23 protein-coding genes are annotated in these 16,609 nt (G+C 57.3%); 18 read left to right on the top strand and 5 right to left on the bottom strand.

Going from position 1 to position 16,609, the window contains the following annotated elements; translation table 11 throughout:
• Positions 1-41: 41 nt before the first annotated feature.
• From ACXAEW_RS18545 to ACXAEW_RS18555, 3 genes are read right to left on the bottom strand one after another with little or no spacing between them, the layout of a single operon-like run.
• Positions 42-593: a methyltransferase family protein gene (locus ACXAEW_RS18545; protein WP_474942742.1), complete on the bottom strand. Its 552-nt coding sequence runs from the start codon at positions 591-593 to the stop codon at positions 42-44.
• Complete coding sequence (locus ACXAEW_RS18550) at positions 590-1,225, bottom strand: cation efflux transmembrane domain-containing protein (RefSeq protein WP_474942743.1); 636 nt, start codon at positions 1,223-1,225, stop codon at positions 590-592. Before ACXAEW_RS18550 ends, ACXAEW_RS18545 begins: the two co-directional genes overlap by 4 nt.
• Entirely contained in the window at positions 1,225-1,995 is a 771-nt protein-coding gene (locus ACXAEW_RS18555; RefSeq protein ID WP_474942744.1) for a transglutaminase-like domain-containing protein, read from the bottom strand. The genes ACXAEW_RS18550 and ACXAEW_RS18555 overlap by 1 nt, the downstream gene beginning before the upstream one ends.
• A 72-nt stretch (positions 1,996-2,067) precedes the next feature.
• Between ACXAEW_RS18555 and ACXAEW_RS18560 the strand changes: the two genes are divergently transcribed.
• Positions 2,068-2,499: a MerR family transcriptional regulator gene (locus tag ACXAEW_RS18560; RefSeq protein WP_259937980.1), complete on the top strand. Its 432-nt coding sequence runs from the start codon at positions 2,068-2,070 to the stop codon at positions 2,497-2,499.
• An 85-nt stretch (positions 2,500-2,584) separates the two neighbouring features.
• On the opposite strand, the gene cueR is transcribed toward ACXAEW_RS18560, so the two are convergent.
• Positions 2,585-2,968: a Cu(I)-responsive transcriptional regulator gene (gene cueR, locus ACXAEW_RS18565; RefSeq protein ID WP_474942745.1), complete on the bottom strand. Its 384-nt coding sequence runs from the start codon at positions 2,966-2,968 to the stop codon at positions 2,585-2,587.
• 96 nt (positions 2,969-3,064) lie between these two features.
• Here cueR and ACXAEW_RS18570 point away from each other — a divergent pair, with 96 nt between their 5' ends.
• From ACXAEW_RS18570 to ACXAEW_RS18600, 7 genes are all read left to right on the top strand, one after another.
• Entirely contained in the window at positions 3,065-3,814 is a 750-nt protein-coding gene (locus tag ACXAEW_RS18570) for a MauE/DoxX family redox-associated membrane protein (protein WP_474942746.1), read from the top strand.
• 495 nt (positions 3,815-4,309) lie between these two features.
• Entirely contained in the window at positions 4,310-4,765 is a 456-nt protein-coding gene (locus tag ACXAEW_RS18575; RefSeq protein WP_474942747.1) for a c-type cytochrome, read from the top strand.
• An 11-nt stretch (positions 4,766-4,776) separates the two neighbouring features.
• On the top strand, positions 4,777-5,118 hold the full coding sequence (locus ACXAEW_RS18580; protein ID WP_474942748.1) for a copper resistance CopC family protein: 342 nt from the start codon (positions 4,777-4,779) through the stop codon (positions 5,116-5,118).
• Positions 5,119-5,120: 2 nt separating this feature from the next.
• Positions 5,121-5,999: a copper resistance D family protein gene (locus ACXAEW_RS18585; protein ID WP_474942749.1), complete on the top strand. Its 879-nt coding sequence runs from the start codon at positions 5,121-5,123 to the stop codon at positions 5,997-5,999.
• Positions 6,000-6,007: 8 nt separating this feature from the next.
• Positions 6,008-7,303 carry a multicopper oxidase family protein gene (locus ACXAEW_RS18590; RefSeq protein WP_474942750.1) on the top strand — a complete coding sequence of 432 codons (1,296 nt, stop codon included), beginning with the start codon at positions 6,008-6,010 and terminating at the stop codon, positions 7,301-7,303.
• Positions 7,300-7,731 (top strand): c-type cytochrome, encoded by a 432-nt coding sequence (locus ACXAEW_RS18595; protein ID WP_474942751.1) that lies wholly within the window; start codon positions 7,300-7,302, stop codon positions 7,729-7,731. Before ACXAEW_RS18590 ends, ACXAEW_RS18595 begins: the two co-directional genes overlap by 4 nt.
• 102 nt (positions 7,732-7,833) lie before the next feature.
• Positions 7,834-8,289, top strand: a complete 456-nt coding sequence (locus tag ACXAEW_RS18600) for a YHS domain-containing (seleno)protein (protein WP_474942752.1) — start codon at positions 7,834-7,836, stop codon at positions 8,287-8,289.
• Positions 8,290-8,319: 30 nt separating this feature from the next.
• Here the strand turns inward: ACXAEW_RS18600 and ACXAEW_RS18605 are convergent, their stop codons facing one another.
• Positions 8,320-8,844: a Crp/Fnr family transcriptional regulator gene (locus ACXAEW_RS18605; protein WP_474942753.1), complete on the bottom strand. Its 525-nt coding sequence runs from the start codon at positions 8,842-8,844 to the stop codon at positions 8,320-8,322.
• A gap of 185 nt (positions 8,845-9,029) precedes the next feature.
• Here ACXAEW_RS18605 and ACXAEW_RS18610 point away from each other — a divergent pair, with 185 nt between their 5' ends.
• The 10 genes from ACXAEW_RS18610 (at position 9,030) to ACXAEW_RS18655 (ending at position 16,607) form a co-directional block, all read left to right on the top strand.
• On the top strand, positions 9,030-9,494 hold the full coding sequence (locus ACXAEW_RS18610) for a hypothetical protein (RefSeq protein WP_474942754.1): 465 nt from the start codon (positions 9,030-9,032) through the stop codon (positions 9,492-9,494).
• Between the two features lie 489 nt (positions 9,495-9,983).
• Positions 9,984-10,310 carry a hypothetical protein gene (locus ACXAEW_RS18615; protein WP_050673810.1) on the top strand — a complete coding sequence of 109 codons (327 nt, stop codon included), beginning with the start codon at positions 9,984-9,986 and terminating at the stop codon, positions 10,308-10,310.
• Positions 10,311-10,374: 64 nt separating this feature from the next.
• Positions 10,375-10,953, top strand: coding sequence for a lytic transglycosylase domain-containing protein (locus ACXAEW_RS18620; RefSeq protein WP_474942755.1), 579 nt, complete (start codon positions 10,375-10,377; stop codon positions 10,951-10,953).
• A complete protein-coding gene (locus ACXAEW_RS18625) occupies positions 10,953-11,243 on the top strand; it encodes a TrbC/VirB2 family type IV secretion system protein (protein ID WP_114885057.1) in 291 nt (96 codons plus the stop codon). Before ACXAEW_RS18620 ends, ACXAEW_RS18625 begins: the two co-directional genes overlap by 1 nt.
• A 7-nt stretch (positions 11,244-11,250) precedes the next feature.
• Positions 11,251-11,529 carry a VirB3 family type IV secretion system protein gene (locus ACXAEW_RS18630; RefSeq protein ID WP_024096577.1) on the top strand — a complete coding sequence of 93 codons (279 nt, stop codon included), beginning with the start codon at positions 11,251-11,253 and terminating at the stop codon, positions 11,527-11,529.
• Positions 11,519-13,885 carry a VirB4 family type IV secretion/conjugal transfer ATPase gene (locus ACXAEW_RS18635; RefSeq protein WP_474942756.1) on the top strand — a complete coding sequence of 789 codons (2,367 nt, stop codon included), beginning with the start codon at positions 11,519-11,521 and terminating at the stop codon, positions 13,883-13,885. The genes ACXAEW_RS18630 and ACXAEW_RS18635 overlap by 11 nt, the downstream gene beginning before the upstream one ends.
• Positions 13,878-14,036, top strand: coding sequence for a hypothetical protein (locus tag ACXAEW_RS18640; RefSeq protein WP_024096575.1), 159 nt, complete (start codon positions 13,878-13,880; stop codon positions 14,034-14,036). The genes ACXAEW_RS18635 and ACXAEW_RS18640 overlap by 8 nt, the downstream gene beginning before the upstream one ends.
• A 46-nt stretch (positions 14,037-14,082) precedes the next feature.
• On the top strand, positions 14,083-15,177 hold the full coding sequence (locus tag ACXAEW_RS18645) for a lytic transglycosylase domain-containing protein (protein ID WP_474942757.1): 1,095 nt from the start codon (positions 14,083-14,085) through the stop codon (positions 15,175-15,177).
• The gene (locus ACXAEW_RS18650; protein WP_474942758.1) at positions 15,174-15,953 is read left to right on the top strand and encodes a type IV secretion system protein; all 780 of its coding nucleotides are present in this window, start codon (positions 15,174-15,176) and stop codon (positions 15,951-15,953) included. Before ACXAEW_RS18645 ends, ACXAEW_RS18650 begins: the two co-directional genes overlap by 4 nt.
• A gap of 3 nt (positions 15,954-15,956) precedes the next feature.
• Positions 15,957-16,607: a VirB8 family type IV secretion system protein gene (locus ACXAEW_RS18655; RefSeq protein ID WP_474942759.1), complete on the top strand. Its 651-nt coding sequence runs from the start codon at positions 15,957-15,959 to the stop codon at positions 16,605-16,607.
• The last annotated feature ends 2 nt before the right edge of the window (positions 16,608-16,609 follow it).

The following is a 16,609-nucleotide window of genomic DNA, read 5'->3' on the forward strand; positions in this document are numbered from 1 at the left end:
CAGATCTAGCATGTGCTGAGGGTTGGCTAAGGTCGGCTTCTTCACAAAAAGCGACGCACGCGATTGGCGTATCTATCGAAGTCACTGCCGTAGTGCGCGCGCAGCCATGGCTCTTCGGAAAAAGGAGCAGCAACTAGAACAATGATGGCCGAAACACCCACGAGAAAAGCCAGCGGCGCGGCTGAAAGCATCATCCAGCCAAGTATCATTCCAATGTCAGCAACATACTGAGGGTTGCGCGAGAAACGGTACAAACCGCTCGTTTGCAAACCGCCGGTCGCACCGCCAGTCTTGTGAATGCCAAAGCCTGCTACGGCACTCCAGACCACGACGTTCCCAATGACGATCAGCGGTATGCCTACGCCATACCGGAGCCATTGCGGCAGCGCGAGGTCGCCCCATCCCAAAATCCCCAGAGCCAACAATGCGCCAAAGAGCGAAAAAGTCGGCACCCATACCAAAATCGGGGTTAAGGACGAATATCTGGCGGGAGGCCATAGCCGCTGCGTGGGCCGCGCGATGGACCACAGGATCGCAGCGAGCGTTGCGGCCGAGATCCCCAATCCCACGATGGTCAAAGCGGTCTCGATCATGTTTCTGCGTGCCCGAGCCTGTCGACTTCGCGGCGCTCCGCCAAAGCCTGTCGCACAATTTGAAATGAAGACGACAAAAACAGGCCAGCCATGATGGTTGCGACGATCAGGTCTGGCCAGCCGGTCGCCGTGCCCCAAACCCCCAAAGCCGCGAACATGACGGCCACGTTGCCGATGGCGTCATTGCGGGAGCAGAGCCAAACAGAGCGCACATTGGCGTCTCCATCCTTGTACCTCACAAGCAGCAGGACGCTTGCGAGATTGGTGAGCAATGCAAAGAACCCGACAAGCCCCATGATTTCCGCTTCAGGGACACCGACATAAAAAACGCGGTAGACGGTCGCCCCGAACACCCACAGCCCCATCAGAAGTAAACTCAACCCCTTTGCCAGCGCTGCATTGGTGCGTGCTCGGATCGAAGCACCGATCACGGCAAGAGAGATACCGTAGGTCAACGCGTCCCCTAAAAAATCTAGAGCATCGGCCTGAAGCGCCTGGGACTTTGCGACGTGACCGGCAGTCATCTCGACACCGAACATGGTCGCATTCAGCGCAATGACAATCCAAAGCCGCCGCTTGTAGTCGTCTGAGACGCCTTCGAACTTGGCGTCATGTCCGCAACATCCTGACATCACACACCCTCCTTCAATTCGATAAGCTCTTGGGCGGGAACAAGACTGCTTTCGCCACCGGGGATGTCAGGCACATGGCCTTGCCTGATCCGCGCAACGCGCCGGTTCATCCAATGCCGGACGATCAGGCGATAAAGGAGTCCACGCAATCCCGAAAGCTGGCGATGTTTCGCAAAAAAGTCATCAGGGCTGTCGAACACACCGAAGTCGTGATTGATACCTGTCTTCTGGATGTAGGTGCTTGTGCCAACCCACTCTACAGGGGGTGCTTGCAGACAGTCCGTTCCCGCGCCATAGGCGCATAGCGACGTTCGCCCCGGAAAAGTTTTTTGAAGCGCGCTCAGAACATCTCGATCGAGGATGAAGCCTTCAAGATTGATCCAGGTGCCATCAATCAAGATCTCGACCCAGGAATGGATGATGTTACTTGGCGCAAGCGGATAAACCAGCTCCGGCACAACACCGCGCTGCAATCCCTTGTCGATGGTGAAACCGTGGAAACGGCAGGGAATATCCAAAGCGCGCAGCAGCGCCATCAGGAGCGTTCCCTTGGTGTTGCATTGGCCGTATCCGTCAGCCAGCACGTGAGAGGCTGGCAGCGCATCGTCACTGTTATAGCCGAACAGGATTTCGTTGCGCACGAAATCGTAGGCCGCGCCAATTCGCGCCTTGGGTTCGAGGGAAGACCAGCCCCTTTCAGCAATCAAGGCTTGAATGCTACCGGATCGAAAATCGAGGATGGCGGTTACTGCGAGGTATTTCTGGGACATGGAATGCACTCTAGTTTCTTCGTCCCACCTCATATACAATCTCTAGTGACTAGAGGTTCAAGAGGTAATTTCATGTTTTCTATCGGAGAGCTTTCAAAACGTACCAAGGTCAAGGTTCCGACGATCCGTTATTACGAGGAGCAAGGGCTCTTGAACGCTCCGGAACGGACGGAAGGCAATCAACGCAGATATGACGCTAAAGGTTTAGAGCGCTTGAGCTTCATAAAACACGCGCGGGATCTTGGTTTCACAATTGAAGCCATATCTGAATTGATCGAGCTTCAGGGCCACCCGGATCGATCGTGTCAGGCGGCAAATGACATCGCCACCTCGCAACTTTCAGATGTCAGAGCTAAGATCAAACGTCTCCGGGCTCTCGAGAAGGAGCTTACGCGAATTTCAAAGGGGTGCGACGGTGAAGGGGTCACAGAGGACTGCTATGTACTGGCGTCCTTGGCCAATCACGATCTGTGCGAGCAGGATCATTCTCTGAGGTCAGATTGAAGCAGCATAACTCCAAAATGACGCCAATAAACTGCAATCCATGCGAATACTGAGATTAGGTTTGTGATTACGAAAAATCTCGACCTTAACCCAAATAGTCAATGATTGGGCAATCCGGCCGCTGATCGCCTCGACATGACTTTACAAGGTGCTCGAGCTCATCATGGAGTGATTGGAGCTCCCTCTGTTTCTCTTCAATGTCCTGCAGCTTTTTTGAAGCAATTCGTTTCACTTCGGCGCTCGTACGATCCCTGTCTTGGTAGAGGCTCAAGAGTTCGCGGCACTCCTCAATGCTAAAGCCAAATTCCCGAGACCTTCGAACAAAGGCCAGCTTTCGCACCGAGGCATCGTCATAGGTTCTGTAACCCGCTTCAGACCGTGAAGGCGCATCAACCAAGCCAATGTCGGCATAGTAACGCACTGTTTTCACAGGCAATCCAGCGGCCTTCGCGGCAGATGAAATATTCATCACGACTCTCCTTGACCTTCCAGTAACTGGAAAGATTAGGTTTGCATTGACGCAATTACAAGACCGCCTTTCGCGGATTTCTCGAGGATGCAGCCAATGCCTAAAGACACCACACAAAAACATGCAACGCTCTACAGAATGGTGATGACCGACCACATGTGCCCCTACGGACTGAAGGCAAAAGACCTTCTGGAGCGCAACGGCTTTGTCGTCGATGACCGACACCTCAAGAGCCGTGAAGAGGTCGATGCCTTTAAGGCGCAACACGGGGTAAAGACGACACCGCAGATTTTTATTGGCGACGAACGTATCGGCGGGTTCGATGATCTCAGCACGCATCTTGGAAAACCTGCCAAAGCAAAAGACGGCACGACCTACCAGCCGGTCATCGCATTGTTTTCCATCGCCGCCCTGCTGGCCATCGTCGTTACCTGGCTGAGCCTTGGAACCGCCTTCGCAGGCCGAACGATTGAGCTCTTCATCTCGATCTCCATGGTCCTTCTCGGGCTGCAAAAATTGCAAGATGTTGAGCGCTTTGCGACGATGTTTTTGAATTACGATCTGCTTGCGCAACGCTGGGTACGCTACGGATATATCTACCCCTTTGTCGAAACAGGTGCGGGGCTTTTGATGACGGCGGGCGTTCTGACATGGGTGTCGGCCCCGGCGGCCCTGATTGTCGCGGGCATCGGCGCGGTCAGCGTCTTCAAGGCCGTTTATATCGACAAACGCGAGCTTAAATGCGCCTGTGTTGGCGGTGACAGCAAGGTGCCGCTTGGGTTCATCTCACTCACTGAAAACCTGATGATGGTTGGAATGGCCGTTTGGATGTTGGCGAAACTGTGAACACCTGTCGCAGTTGTAACATTCAACCTCTTGGGCTAGGCTTTTGAAGTGAAAATTATTCGTGGCATAATCGCAATCGCTTTGATTGGCATGCTCTTGATCGGGAACATGATCGAGAGCGCTGCGCATGCGGGAACCCCGGATTGCATTGGCGAGCATTGCCACGAACATGCGCCAAGCGATGTTGCCAGCGCCACGCACCACTCACATGACGTCTCTGAAAACGATCAGGTGGCACACGAATGTTGCGACCAGATATTTTGCCAAGCGGTAACTTTGTCCGATTTCCCGACACTGGATCACCCAATCGGACTTCGCTCGACCTCATGGGGACAGATCGGCCAGTTTGCTGCTGTGAACAGGCCCCGCACTCCCGAACGACCACCTAATAGCTGATCACGCCTATCGAGTTTTGCCCGAAGCATTCGGGCAAAGCGTGACCTGTCGCGCCCTCTGGGGCGATCGGCACCTCTATCAGCATGTTAGGACATCTACGTGAACACGAAATATCTATTCCTTGGCGCGAGCGCCGCTGCCGTAATCGCCGTCTTTGGCTTCCTTCGCTCAGAACCACCGCAGGACGTCACTCAAGGCGATCCAGCCACCCAAACTGCAACAGTCACGGCCACCGATACGGCTATGGTGGCGATCACCATGCCTCAGATCAGCGGCAATGCGGCGATCGGCCAGAACATCTTTGAAAGCATCTGTGCGGCCTGTCATGGCGCGCAGGGGGGTGGCAACGCAGAGGCCGGACCACCGCTCATTCACAAAATCTATGAACCCAGTCATCATGGCGACGAAAGCTTTCAACGCGCTGTTGCCAATGGCGTTCGCGCCCACCATTGGCGGTTTGGAGATATGCCGCCGGTCGAAGGCCTCACGCGTGGCGACGTCGCCATGGTGATCGATTACATTCGCGCCATCCAACGCGCCAACGGGATTAACTAAGGAATACGACCATGAAACACTTTGCCCTTTTTGTTTTGCTCGCATCTCTTGCGTCTGGTGCGTTTGCCCACTCCCGTGTCGACACGACCACGCCTGAAAATGGCGCTGTGATTGCGGACGTCCCCGCCGATATCAGTTTCAGTTTCGTCAATGATATTCGCCTGACGCGGGTGAAGATGACCCATGCGGATCACCCGTCTGTGCAACTCGATCTCGGTGACCAGAAGAGCTTTGATCGATCCTTTACGCTTCCTCTGGAAGGCATGGGGGCTGGCATCTATCGCATCGAATGGCGCGGGCTTGGGATCGACGGCCATGCGATGCAGGGCGAATTCTCGTTCACGGTAGAATGAGCATGCCGGATATTTGGGGTCAGGCCGCAATTCTGGCGAAACTGCTGTTGTATATCGGAGCCCTAGGCGCGGCCGGATTGGTGATCGCTCAGCTGGCATTTGCTAGTACGACGGACGCTCTGACCAAGCGGATGCACAACCAGTCGATTGCTCTCGCGGTGCTTGCGCTGGCGGCCTCTCTTCTGGGTTTCATGCTACGCGGTGCCGCGCTGACCGGAGGCTCAGATGGCATGACAGACCCCGAAATCTTGGGCCTATTGTGGCAGACCCCAGTTGGCGACGCGCTTTTGTATCGTGTGTCAGGGGCCGCCATGATCATTGCCGGGGTGTTGATATCGCGCGCGGGGCTCCGCATTGGACAATGGCTCGCACCTGTCGGTGCCTTACTGCTGCTTTGGTCGTTTGCCCAGATCGGTCACATACCGGACAAGGGGCAATTGGGCCTGCGTCTTCTTCTGTTGCTGCACCTTGCTGGCGTTGCCTTCTGGATCGGTGTCTTGCCACCTTTGCATCATCTGTCACGCAGGGACGATCGGTTGAACCAAGCGGCACAGCTCGGGCATCAATTTGGCATAGCAGCGACGATCATTGTGCCTGCTCTCATCATCGCAGGGCTTATCATGGGCTGGGTGTTGACTGGCACCCCGTCGGCTTTGTTCGGCTCGGGGTATGGTCAGGCTCTCCTTGCAAAACTTGCTTTCGTCGCTGTGGTCCTGACGCTCGCTGCGGCAAACAAACTTCGCTTCGTGCCCGCGATGCAAGCTGGAAACACAGCTGCGGCGCGCCATCTGGCACGATCCATTCAAATAGAAACAGCAGTTATCTTGGCGGTGCATGCGACGACAGCAGCACTGACCAGCGTACTGACACTGCCGAACTGAGACACGTTATGAACAGACGAGACTTTCTTTTGACCGCGAGTGCAGCAGCGCTCCTCCCCAATGTTTCGAGCGCAGGGAGCCAGTTTGACCTTTTTGCAGAAGCGGTGGAGGCGCAGATACTGCCCGCCGGAGAATATTCTGCGACGCGCGCCTTCGGCTTTAATGGCGGATTGCCGGGGCCGGAAATCAGGGTGCAGCAAGGCCAGCGCCTAGACGTGCTTTTGCACAATAAGCTTGATGAAGGCACGGCGGTGCATTGGCACGGCATACGCTTGCAAAACGCGATGGACGGTGTGCCGATCCTAACGCAGGACATTGTTAATCCGGGCAGCACACATACCTATCAATTCACGCCCCCCGATGCAGGCACATTCTGGTATCACTCGCACTACCTGTCGCACGAACAGGTTGCACGTGGCCTCATGGGGCCGTTGATCGTAGAAGAGGCCAACCCGCCGGACGTGGATCATGACATCACGGCCATTCTGGCAGATTGGCGACTGGATAAAACCGGCCAACTGACTGACGATTTCGCCACGATGCATGACGTCGCTCATGCGGGGCGAATGGGGAATTTCGCGCGTGCGTTTTTGCCTGACCTGCTTTTGAAGAAAGGCGCGCGCATCCGCCTTCGGATGATCAACGCCGCCGCCGACAGAGTTTTCCCGCTCACTTTGACAGGGCTTAAGGGCAGGATTGTTGCCTTTGACGGCATGCCTCTCGGACAGCCAAGGGAATTTGAGACCATCGAATTGGCACCGGCGCAGCGCGTTGACGTCATCGCAGATGTCGAAGGCACGATGGAGATTTTCATGGCGACCCGAAGCGGGAATTATTCACTCGGGCAGTTGGCGACTGAAGGCGACGTGGAGCCCCGCAGCAGCGAAATCCCCGCGCTGCCGTCAAACGATGTTCCGCGCCCCGGCGAGGTCACGCAAGAGCTGACTTTGGCCATGCAGGGTGGAGCCATGGGCGGTAGACATGGCGGTGACAATATCTGGGCCTTCAACGACCTCTCTGACCTGCAATCCGCACCTTTTGGCCGTTTCCAGCGCGGCGAGACCGTGCGGATCCGATTGGTGAATGACACGAGCTTCCCGCATGGCATTCACCTGCACGGGCATCATTTTTACGAGATCCAAAGGGACGGCAGCCTTGGGGATTTGCGAGACACGAGCCTGGTACAGGCCGGTGAGACGCAAGATATCCTCTGCGTGTTCGACAATCCCGGCAAATGGATGCTTCACTGCCATATGTTAAGCCATCAGGCCGGTGGCATGAAGACATGGGTTGACGTGTTATGAAGAATTTTCTGATCTCCATTTCCTGCTTTGCCGCAACAGCAGCTTTCGCGGATCATGAGTTGGACAACCGTGATTTGGCAAACGGGCAGGCCCTTTATGCAGAGCAATGCGCGGCATGCCACGGTGCAAACCTCGAGGGGCAGCCTGAGTGGCGAACGCCGGATGAAAATGGCGTATTGCCTGCACCGCCGCACGATCAAACTGGGCATACTTGGCACCACGACAATCAACTTTTGTTTGAATACACAAAGCTGGGCGGGGCAGCTGCGCTTGAGGCACGCGGTGTTACGGGGTTTGCCAGCGGTATGCCGGGCTTCGGTGAAACACTGACGGATGAGGAGATTTGGGACATTCTCGCCTACATCCGCTCGACCTGGCCGAAACGCATTCAGGACATCCAAGCCGCGCGGAATCCACCTCATGACTAACCCGTGTTGTGCCTGTTCACGGCTGGCTCACAATCAGGTCATGCACGCTGAAATGCGCGGATTGCCAGTGTATAAACGATGCAAGGACAAGGAACACCCACCATGCTGACACGCCGCAAAACACTCCGACTTCTGACTGCAACACCTGCCGCAATCGTGCTGCTTCCTTCCGTCGCCTTGGCGCGCGAACCGGAGGTCTTTCAAAATCCGATTGCGATAAATGCGGTCGATCCAGTTGGCTACTTCGATCAGGAAAGGCCCGTATCTGGTGCAGCGGCGCACGCGCAACTCTGGAACGGCGCTGAATGGCATTTTGCCAATCGGCGCAACGCCGACAAATTCGCGGCAAACCCAGAAGCTTATGCTCCTGAGTTCGGAGGCTACTGCGCCTTTGCGGCATCGCGAGGATATCTTGCGCCGACCATACCTGAAGCCTGGACGATATATGAAGGCAAGCTCTACCTGAATGCGAGCCTGCGGGCGCAAGAGTTATGGCGGCAAGACATTCCCGGCAACATTGCCGCAGGGCTCGGTAATTGGCCGGGGATCCTGGGCTAACACCCGTCCGCGCAGGATTGCCTGTGCTAACTATGGCTGGCGCAGAACGTATTCACCGCGCCCGGTTTTGCTCAGCAAGCCCTGATCCGTCAGCTCCTTCAGCGCTCGATAGCAAGCCTCTTTGGTGAGGCCTATTTGACTCGCGAGCTGGGTAACTGACCCCCTCAATCGTCCACTGGCGACAGCCTGAAATACCCGCTCATTCGCGGTTTTCACGGCATGGAGCGTCAAGAGCTGACGATAATCCTGCACCTGTGAGGCCAAAAGCCTTGTGATCCCTTCTGAGAAGACGGCGTCCTCACGCTGCCGCAGCAAAATAGCGCTCCTAGACACGCGAATAACCCTCGAAGGTGCAACCGCTATTGCATCACAATGGTAGTGATCGGAGTAAAGCGATGCCTCCGCAAACATGCCGCCAGCGACGGCATTGTGAAGGGTCACCAGCGCTCCTGCTTCGGTCAGTCTGGTCAGACAAATTGCCCCTGAAGCAACAAAAAACAGACCACGCGTCTGATCACCCTGATGAAAGACGTGATCGCCTTTTGCCAAGGTCATACACTTGCGTGCATCATCATTCAAAAGATCAAATGGCGCGGGTAACATATGATTTCAATCATATTTGATTTTGCGGGATCAATCTATCAAAGACTGAACCTCAACAAAAAAACGGTCTTTCCATGTTCAGAACAATGCTTTGCGCCTTTCTCACATTCGCAACCTCTCCAGTATTTGCTCAACACATGCATCACGGATCAAATGGCCCAACCGAGGTCGGACAATCAGCCTTCGCCGCCCTCTCCGAAATCGTGCAGATCTTGGACGATGATCCAGATACAGATTGGAACAAGGTCAATATCGACGCATTGCAAAGTCACCTAGTGGACATGGACCTTGTGACGACCAGAGCCAAGACCACCACGGAAACGAACGGAATGACCGTGACCTTCACTGTGTCAGGCGAAGGCGAAACGCTGGGTGCTATTCAACGCATGACTGCGGCGCACGCACCGATGCTCGCGGCTGAAACAACGTGGGACATAGATGTCGAACCCACCACGTCCAGTGCGGTTATGCGTATCACTGTTAGCACCGAGACCGATCTGGCAAGGGTAATTGGGCTTGGCTTCTTTGGCGTGATGGCCATTGGTGCACACCATCAAGCGCATCATTTGCAGATCGCCGTTGGGCAAGCCCCTCACCACTGAATTTTGTTCCGATCTGCACTGGGCGCGCAGTCAACCAGACGCTACTGCGCGCCGTAACTTGCGCTAAGCACAAGGACAAACTTCGCGTTGATCAGACGGGCCTCTTCAAAAACTTGACGCCGCTGATCATCAATGCATCTGAAGTAATATTCTACAGATGAGAAATACGTCTCCGCATCCCGTTTCAGGATTTCTACATACCGCTCCGCTAAGGCGGGCTCCGTTGGTATCCAGGGCGGCGTAGGTGGCACACAACTGCCCGCGATCGCGGCAGAACCCCAGCTCAGAACGACCATAACCGCCCATATTTGTTTCAAAAGCGCCATATTATCTTGGCTCAGTCACTCCGTTGCAGTAAATTTGTTTCAACGCATGAAAGGTGCAATAACGCAAAATGCACCCATTGATTGCAAGATTATAATATTGTATCGGTTCGGTAGTCCATGAGGGACTGCCGGGCTAATGCATAATTCTGCAAGGCTCGATCCTATGAATTTGATGCAAGACGCCCCCAATGTTGTCAGTGAAGACGGGCTGCGCACGCTGCTTGCCGAGGGTCATTCGGCGGATGTTGTGTGTCGGGTTACGCCCAAACGTACAGGTGCTCAGTGGTCCGGAGTTTGGACCGTGCATTGCGTCTCGCCAGATGGCGAGACGCGCCGCCTGCTCGTCACTGCTCGAAACAACATGGCAGCTCGGGAATTCAAGACAATTAACGGTTTATCCAGCTTCCTCGCCGGGCTTGGCGTTTCGATCGTCTCGATCCCTATGCTCGAAGGCAAAATCGCCTCTCACAAGCTGGACGACGCGGGCTAAGACACTTGCCGTCCTGGCAGTATGCATTGCTGCACCCGCCTATTCTGAAGGCTTCGTTCTTTCCATGCGGGCCGATGGCCAGCTAGAATCTAAAGCCCCCCAATCAGGTTTTGCACAAAGCTACGTCGACGGGATTGGTGCCAACCCGCCAGAGCTGATCGTTTTTACCGCGCCTGAGCCTGAAGGTCCGCCTCCTGCACCCGACCGCGCAGTTCCCCGCCCCGAAATCCTCGCAGCGCTTGAAAGCACTGCGCATCGCTATGGCGGGCACCCGGCGTTGCGCCGCGCCGGTCTGTCGGTGACAGAATGGCAGGCCCTCTTCCAAGCCAATATTGAGATCGAAAGTGCCTACCGCCCGAATGCGCTCAGTTCCGCAGGCGCGATCGGCCTGGGACAGTTGATGCCCGCGACGGCCGCGCAGCTCGGCGTTGACCCGCATGACTGGCAGGCCAACCTCGATGGCTCTGCTCGTTACCTCCTGATGATGTTGGCGCAGTTTGGCACGCCCGAACTCGCGCTTGCCGCCTACAACGCAGGGCCCGACGCGGTCGCGCGTTTTGGCGGCATCCCTCCCTACCAAGAAACCCAAAATCACGTGCGCCGCGTCATTGCCGTGCGTGATCGACTGACTGGAGCCTCCTGATGCACATTCAATTCCGCACGATCCTGTCGCTGGCTCTGGCCAGCTTGATGATTGCCAATCCCGCACTCGCGCAAAGCATCGACCTCTCGCCGGTGCAGAACCTTTTGCAGGGCATCGTCGACACGATCACCGGCCCCTTGGGCATTGTGATCGGCACCTTGGCCCTGATCGGCGTGTTCCTCTCCTGGCTCTTCGGCATTCTCGACTTCCGCCAAGCCCTCTGGGTGTTGGTCGCCATTGCAGGCATCGCGGCTGCACCGACCATCGTGACCGCCATCTGGGGCGCGTAAGTTCGGTATGGCAACGCAAACCCGCCTCTTCCTGGGCCTGATCCGGCCACCGAAGCTCATCGGCTTGCCGATCATGTACGCCATGGTCTGGCTCTTCGGATTTGTGTTGCTATTTCTTTGGGTCCAGAGCTGGCCGGTGATCATTATCGCCGCTCTGGCCTATCCCGCGCTGTGGAAAGCAGCGGATTGGGATCCGGCCTTTCTTGAAGTGATGGTCACCGCCCTCCAGGAAACGCCGCCCACCCCGAACCGCAAGATCCATTCGGGGGACAGCTATGCTCCATGACCCCTCGGATGATCTTGCAACGCTGCCAGACTGGGCAGGTAAAGAGCGGCCCATGGCCTGCATGCTGCCCTATGTCAGCCTCGTGAATGATGTGACGATCCGCACGCGCGGCAATGCCCTGTTCCAGTGTATCCGCCTTGAAGGCGTCAACAGCATGACTAGCGATGACGCGCATTTGGAGAAGATCCACGCGCTCTTCGCGGCGATCATCGCGCAGATTGGGCCAGAGTACAGTTTCTACGTCCACAAGGTTTCAAAAGCGATCGAGACCGCCTTGCCACCAGTGTCCAATGAGGGGTTTGCCCAGACGCTAGACAACCGCTGGCAAGCGGCCATAGCGCAGGCGGGCCTTCGGGACAAGACGCTCACACTCACGGTGCTGAAACGTCCGCCCCTCGGCGCGCGGCTGCGCCTGAAACGTTCAGACTCAATCGCACAGATGAAAGACCAGACAGCCAAGCAGCTGCGCAAGCTCGAGGAGGTCGTTGGGTTTCTGCTGTCGTCCTTTGCCGAAATGAACCCGCGCCTTCTTGGGGCTGAATCCGGCGAGCTACTCGGGTTCCTCGGGGCACTCAACATCGGCCAGGAACTGCCGCTCTTCGCAAAATCCCGCTTTAGCGTCATTGCCGAAGATATAGCCAACACCCGCGTCACGTTTCAGGGGCGAGGTTTTGCGCTCGACGACGGGACGGCGGGCAAGCGGTTTGGCACCAGTTTTGCGATCAAGACCTATCCCGCCAAAACCAACTGCACCATGTTTGATGAGCTGAACTTGCCTGTCGACATGGTGGTCACGCATTCCTTTACGCCTATCAATAGCAACATCATGGCCAGCCGAATCAAGCGCCAACAGCGTCTGATGAAGGCCAGTGATGATGGTGCGATTTCTCTCGCAGAAGAACTGGTCGACGCGCTCGACGATCTGGAATCCAAGCGGCTCAGCTTTGGTGATCATCATATGACGGTCACGGTTTTCGCCGAGACCGAGGAAAAGCTGGAAGCAATCGCCGCCGAGGTCCGCAATATAGCTGCCAGTGAAGGCGTCAATCTGGTGAACGAAAGCTTCGCGGCGCGCACACATTATTTCGCGCAGCATCCGGGCAATGGGCAAATGCGCAGCCGCAAGGCCGCCATCACGAACACGAACTTTGCCGACCTCGCAGCACTGCATCGCGGTCAACTGGGCAAACCTGGCCACAAAGTGCCTTGGGGCAAACCGATCACCCTGTTTCCAACGCCTGAACGCTCGGGTTTCCTGTTCAATTACCACGAGACGGGTCAGCCAGACAAAGAACCGACCGGCGGGCATACCTTGATCCTCGGTCGTCCTGGTTCCGGCAAGTCGGTCTTGTCAGCCTTTCTCATGACCCAAGCCCGTCGCTGCGACGCACGCGTCTTTGTCTTTGACTATCGCGCTGGCATGGAAATGGCCGTGCGGGCCAATGGCGGGCGTTACAGCGCCATCAAGGCGGGTGAAGCCACAGGTCTCAACCCGCTCCGCACGGAAATCGACGGGCGCGGGCAAGCCTGGCTTTCCGATTGGCTGGCCACGCTGCTGCATCGCGCCGACAAGCCCCTGAGCCCGGTCCAGATCAACCGCATTCAGGAAGTGGTACGCCAGAACGCCGGAGCGAGCGATGCCGCCCTGCGCAACTGGCAGGATTTGGCCTCCCTCTTTGTGGCGGGGGCAGATGAAGGGGATCTGTTCGAACGGATACAGGAATGGACAGCTGATGGCCGCTACGGCTGGATCTTCGGGCAAAGCGCTGACGACACATTTTCGCTCGATGGTGTGGTCGTGGGGTTCGACCTGACCGGCATTCTCGACAGCGAAAGCGAGAAGGAACGCATGGCTGTCCTGTCATACCTGTTTCGGCGGGTGGAGCGCGTGATCGAGGACCGCAAACCGACGCTGATCATCATCGATGAGGCCTGGAAGGCGCTGGATAACCCGTATTTCGCGGATCGGCTCAGTAACTGGCTGGTCACGGCGCGCAAACAGAACGCCGTCGTTGTCATGATGACCCAATACGCAAGCCAGCTTGAGAAAACCCGCACCGGCAAGACGATTGTCGAGGCTGTGCCGACGCAGCTCCTGCTCCCCAACATTCGTGCCTCGGCAAGCGATTACACCATGCTGGGCCTTTCGGAGAAAGAGCTCAGTGTTTTGCTCAGCACCGGCAGCAACTCCCGTTTGGCGCTGGTGCGTGACGATCAAGGCTCGGTCGTGATCGATGCCGATCTGAGCGCCCTTGGCCCATACCTCACGATCCTTGGCGGTATGGAAAAAGGCGAGGCGCTGGTCGGCGCGGATTACCGCCAAAACCCCGATTTTTGGAGACAGATTGATGCGTAGACTTTGCGTGCTGACCCTCACCCTTTTGACCCTGACAGCCTGCGCGGAATACCGGCCGTCAGAAGCTGAATGCTTCAACTCCTTTGCCGAAGTCAGCCGCAGCAACTGTAATTTCGAGCTGCTTGGGCCGATTGGTGGTCTCGGTGAGTAGGCACTGCCTGCATATCTTTGCGGGCTTGGTGTGGTTCGCCGCGCCAATGGCCTATGCCCAAGGCGTGCCGACCTTCGATGCGGGCATGTTCTTGCAGCGCGAGCGCGTGTTGCAACAGGGCGAGCAGGATCTGGTGCTGCAACGGGACCGGCTGTCCAAAGAAGAAGAGCTTGAAGCGCTCGAACAAGAACAACTGCAGGCACTGGAAGACATCCTCAATGCCACAACGTTGGCCAGTGGGAACTCAGGCGCACTGGTCACAAGCCTGGAAGCTGGTTCATCGCCTGAGAGCGCCGCAGAGACGCTCTACGGTCCGATCGACCCAAACCCCGGCGCGGCACAGATGTTCGGCGATGCCTCGGGCTCGATTGAAGAGCTGATCATTCGCGCCGCGCAGGAAACGCACCACATGTCGGGCGTGCGTACGGCGGGCCTTTCGCCCAAGCAATGGCGCTGCCTGTTGCAGGCGCTGATCTGGCAAGAAAGCCGTTTCACCATCGGCGCGCGCTCCCCTGTCGGCGCGTTCGGTCTGACCCAGATCATGCCCGGCACGGCTCAGGATCTCGGGATTTATCCGGCCTACTACGAGAACCCCTACATCCAGGTCACGGGCGGCGCACGCTATCTGGCGCAGATGCTGGCCATGTTTGACGGCAACATCATACACGGGCTCGCCGCCTACAATGCCGGTCCCGGCAACGTGCAGCGCTACAACGGCGTGCCGCCCTTTGCCGAAACCCAGCACTACGTTCAGGTGATCCCCGAGCGCTACAATCTCTACCTTGCCCGCGTGGGCGGCGTCGACGCGCTTGGCACCATTGATCCGGTTTTGCTCGCCAACTCCACATTGAGCCTGACCTCCTTCGGCGCAGGTGTCTATGGCGACTACTCACTGGTCTCGGTGCAAGCGGCCGCCCTGCGCGTGCAGGACATCATCACCCGCATTGGTGAAACCGACGACTTTCACGCGGCCATGTCTCTCAACACCTACGCTCGGGCCGAGCTCGCTCGCCTGATCGCGATCCGCACGCGCCTCAAGGCCGTTCATACCCGCCCGCTCAGCGCGGCAGAGCTGGCCATGGTGGCCGCGCAGGCCCGCGAACAAGACTTCATGCAATTCGATCTGGAGGCCCTCCGATGATCCGCTTTCTTACGACCGTTGCCACTTGCGCGCTGTTGGTTACCTCACCCCTATTTGCCCAAGGTGTCCCCACGGTCGACACCCGCAACATCGCCCAGGAAATTCGCCAGTTGCAGCAGATGCTGGAGGATTTCGGGATCCAGACCGACCAGCTCGACACGCTTCTCGAACAACTCGACCTGGTTCAACAGCAACTCGACACGCTCAACGAGACCTACGCAGCCCTGACCGGCGCGACGGATATCATCGAGATGGCCATGGGTGGTGATCTCGACGGGCTTCTCGATCAGGAATTCGGCGATCTTCTTGGCACCATCCGGCAGATCCAAAACGGCGACTTCAGCGGCCTGATCGGCAACGCGGCCCCTCAGATGGAAGGCCGTATGACGCAAGCCCTGGAGGACGCAGGTTTTGACCAAGATACCCTCTCTGAAATGGCCAGCAGCGGCAATCCGGGGGCGGAACGCATTGCCAGCCAAGCAGGCGCCGGGGCCGTTATGTCAGCGGCGGCAGAAAACAGCTATGAAGAGGCCGCGCAATCTCTCGAACGCGTCGAGCAGCTGGTCTCACTGATCCCGGACATGGAAACGCTCAAGGAAGCAGTCGATCATAACACCCGCGTCACGGCCGAGCTGGCCATCGCCATGACGCGCATGTGGGAGCTCGAAGCCATTCAAACCGTCGGCGCTGGCCAATCTGGCGTGGCGGATGCCGCCACGCTGGCCGAAGAGCGCCGCTACATGGACTTCACCCTGCCAGACCTGCGCGCGGACTGACCCATGAACAGCGAGGCAGAAATCATCGAAGAAGAGCTCGTCTACGGCGCACGACGACGCGAGCTCATGTGGCAGAAACTGGGGCTGACAGGCATGGCGTTTGGCATGGCAGGTTGCCTCGCAGCTGCCCTTGTTGCCCTGTTCGACGTGGACCCGCCGCCCATGATCGTGCCCTTTGATAGCGAAACCGGCATGGCCCTCCCCAATGCCGTGGTTGAAGCGGTCTCACTCACGGAACGCCCCGCTATCATCGAGGCACAGGTCTACCGCTATGTCATTGATCGAGAGACATACGATCAGCTCGACAATGACGTGCGGGTGCGGCGGGTCCTGGACCAGTCGGACGGCGCGGCCGCTGCAGGGCTGCGCGCGCTTTGGACAAGTGGCCATGAGGCCTATCCGCCGGACAGCTACGGCACAGATGCCCGGCTTGAGGTCGAGGTGCTCTCGATCACTCATATCAGCGCCAATCGTGCCCAGGTGCGCCTGCGCAAGCGGCTTAACTCGCCACGCGGCAGTCAAAACGGGCTCTTCACCGCAACGCTGATGTTTGAGTTTCGGCCGGAGGATAGCCGGTCGATCGACGATGTCTGGCAGAACCCCTTTGGCTTCACCGTCACCGAATACGCGATCCGCTCGGATCGTCTGGAGTAACC

The sequence above is a fragment of the Epibacterium sp. ABZ3_068 genome, from assembly GCF_056159265.1.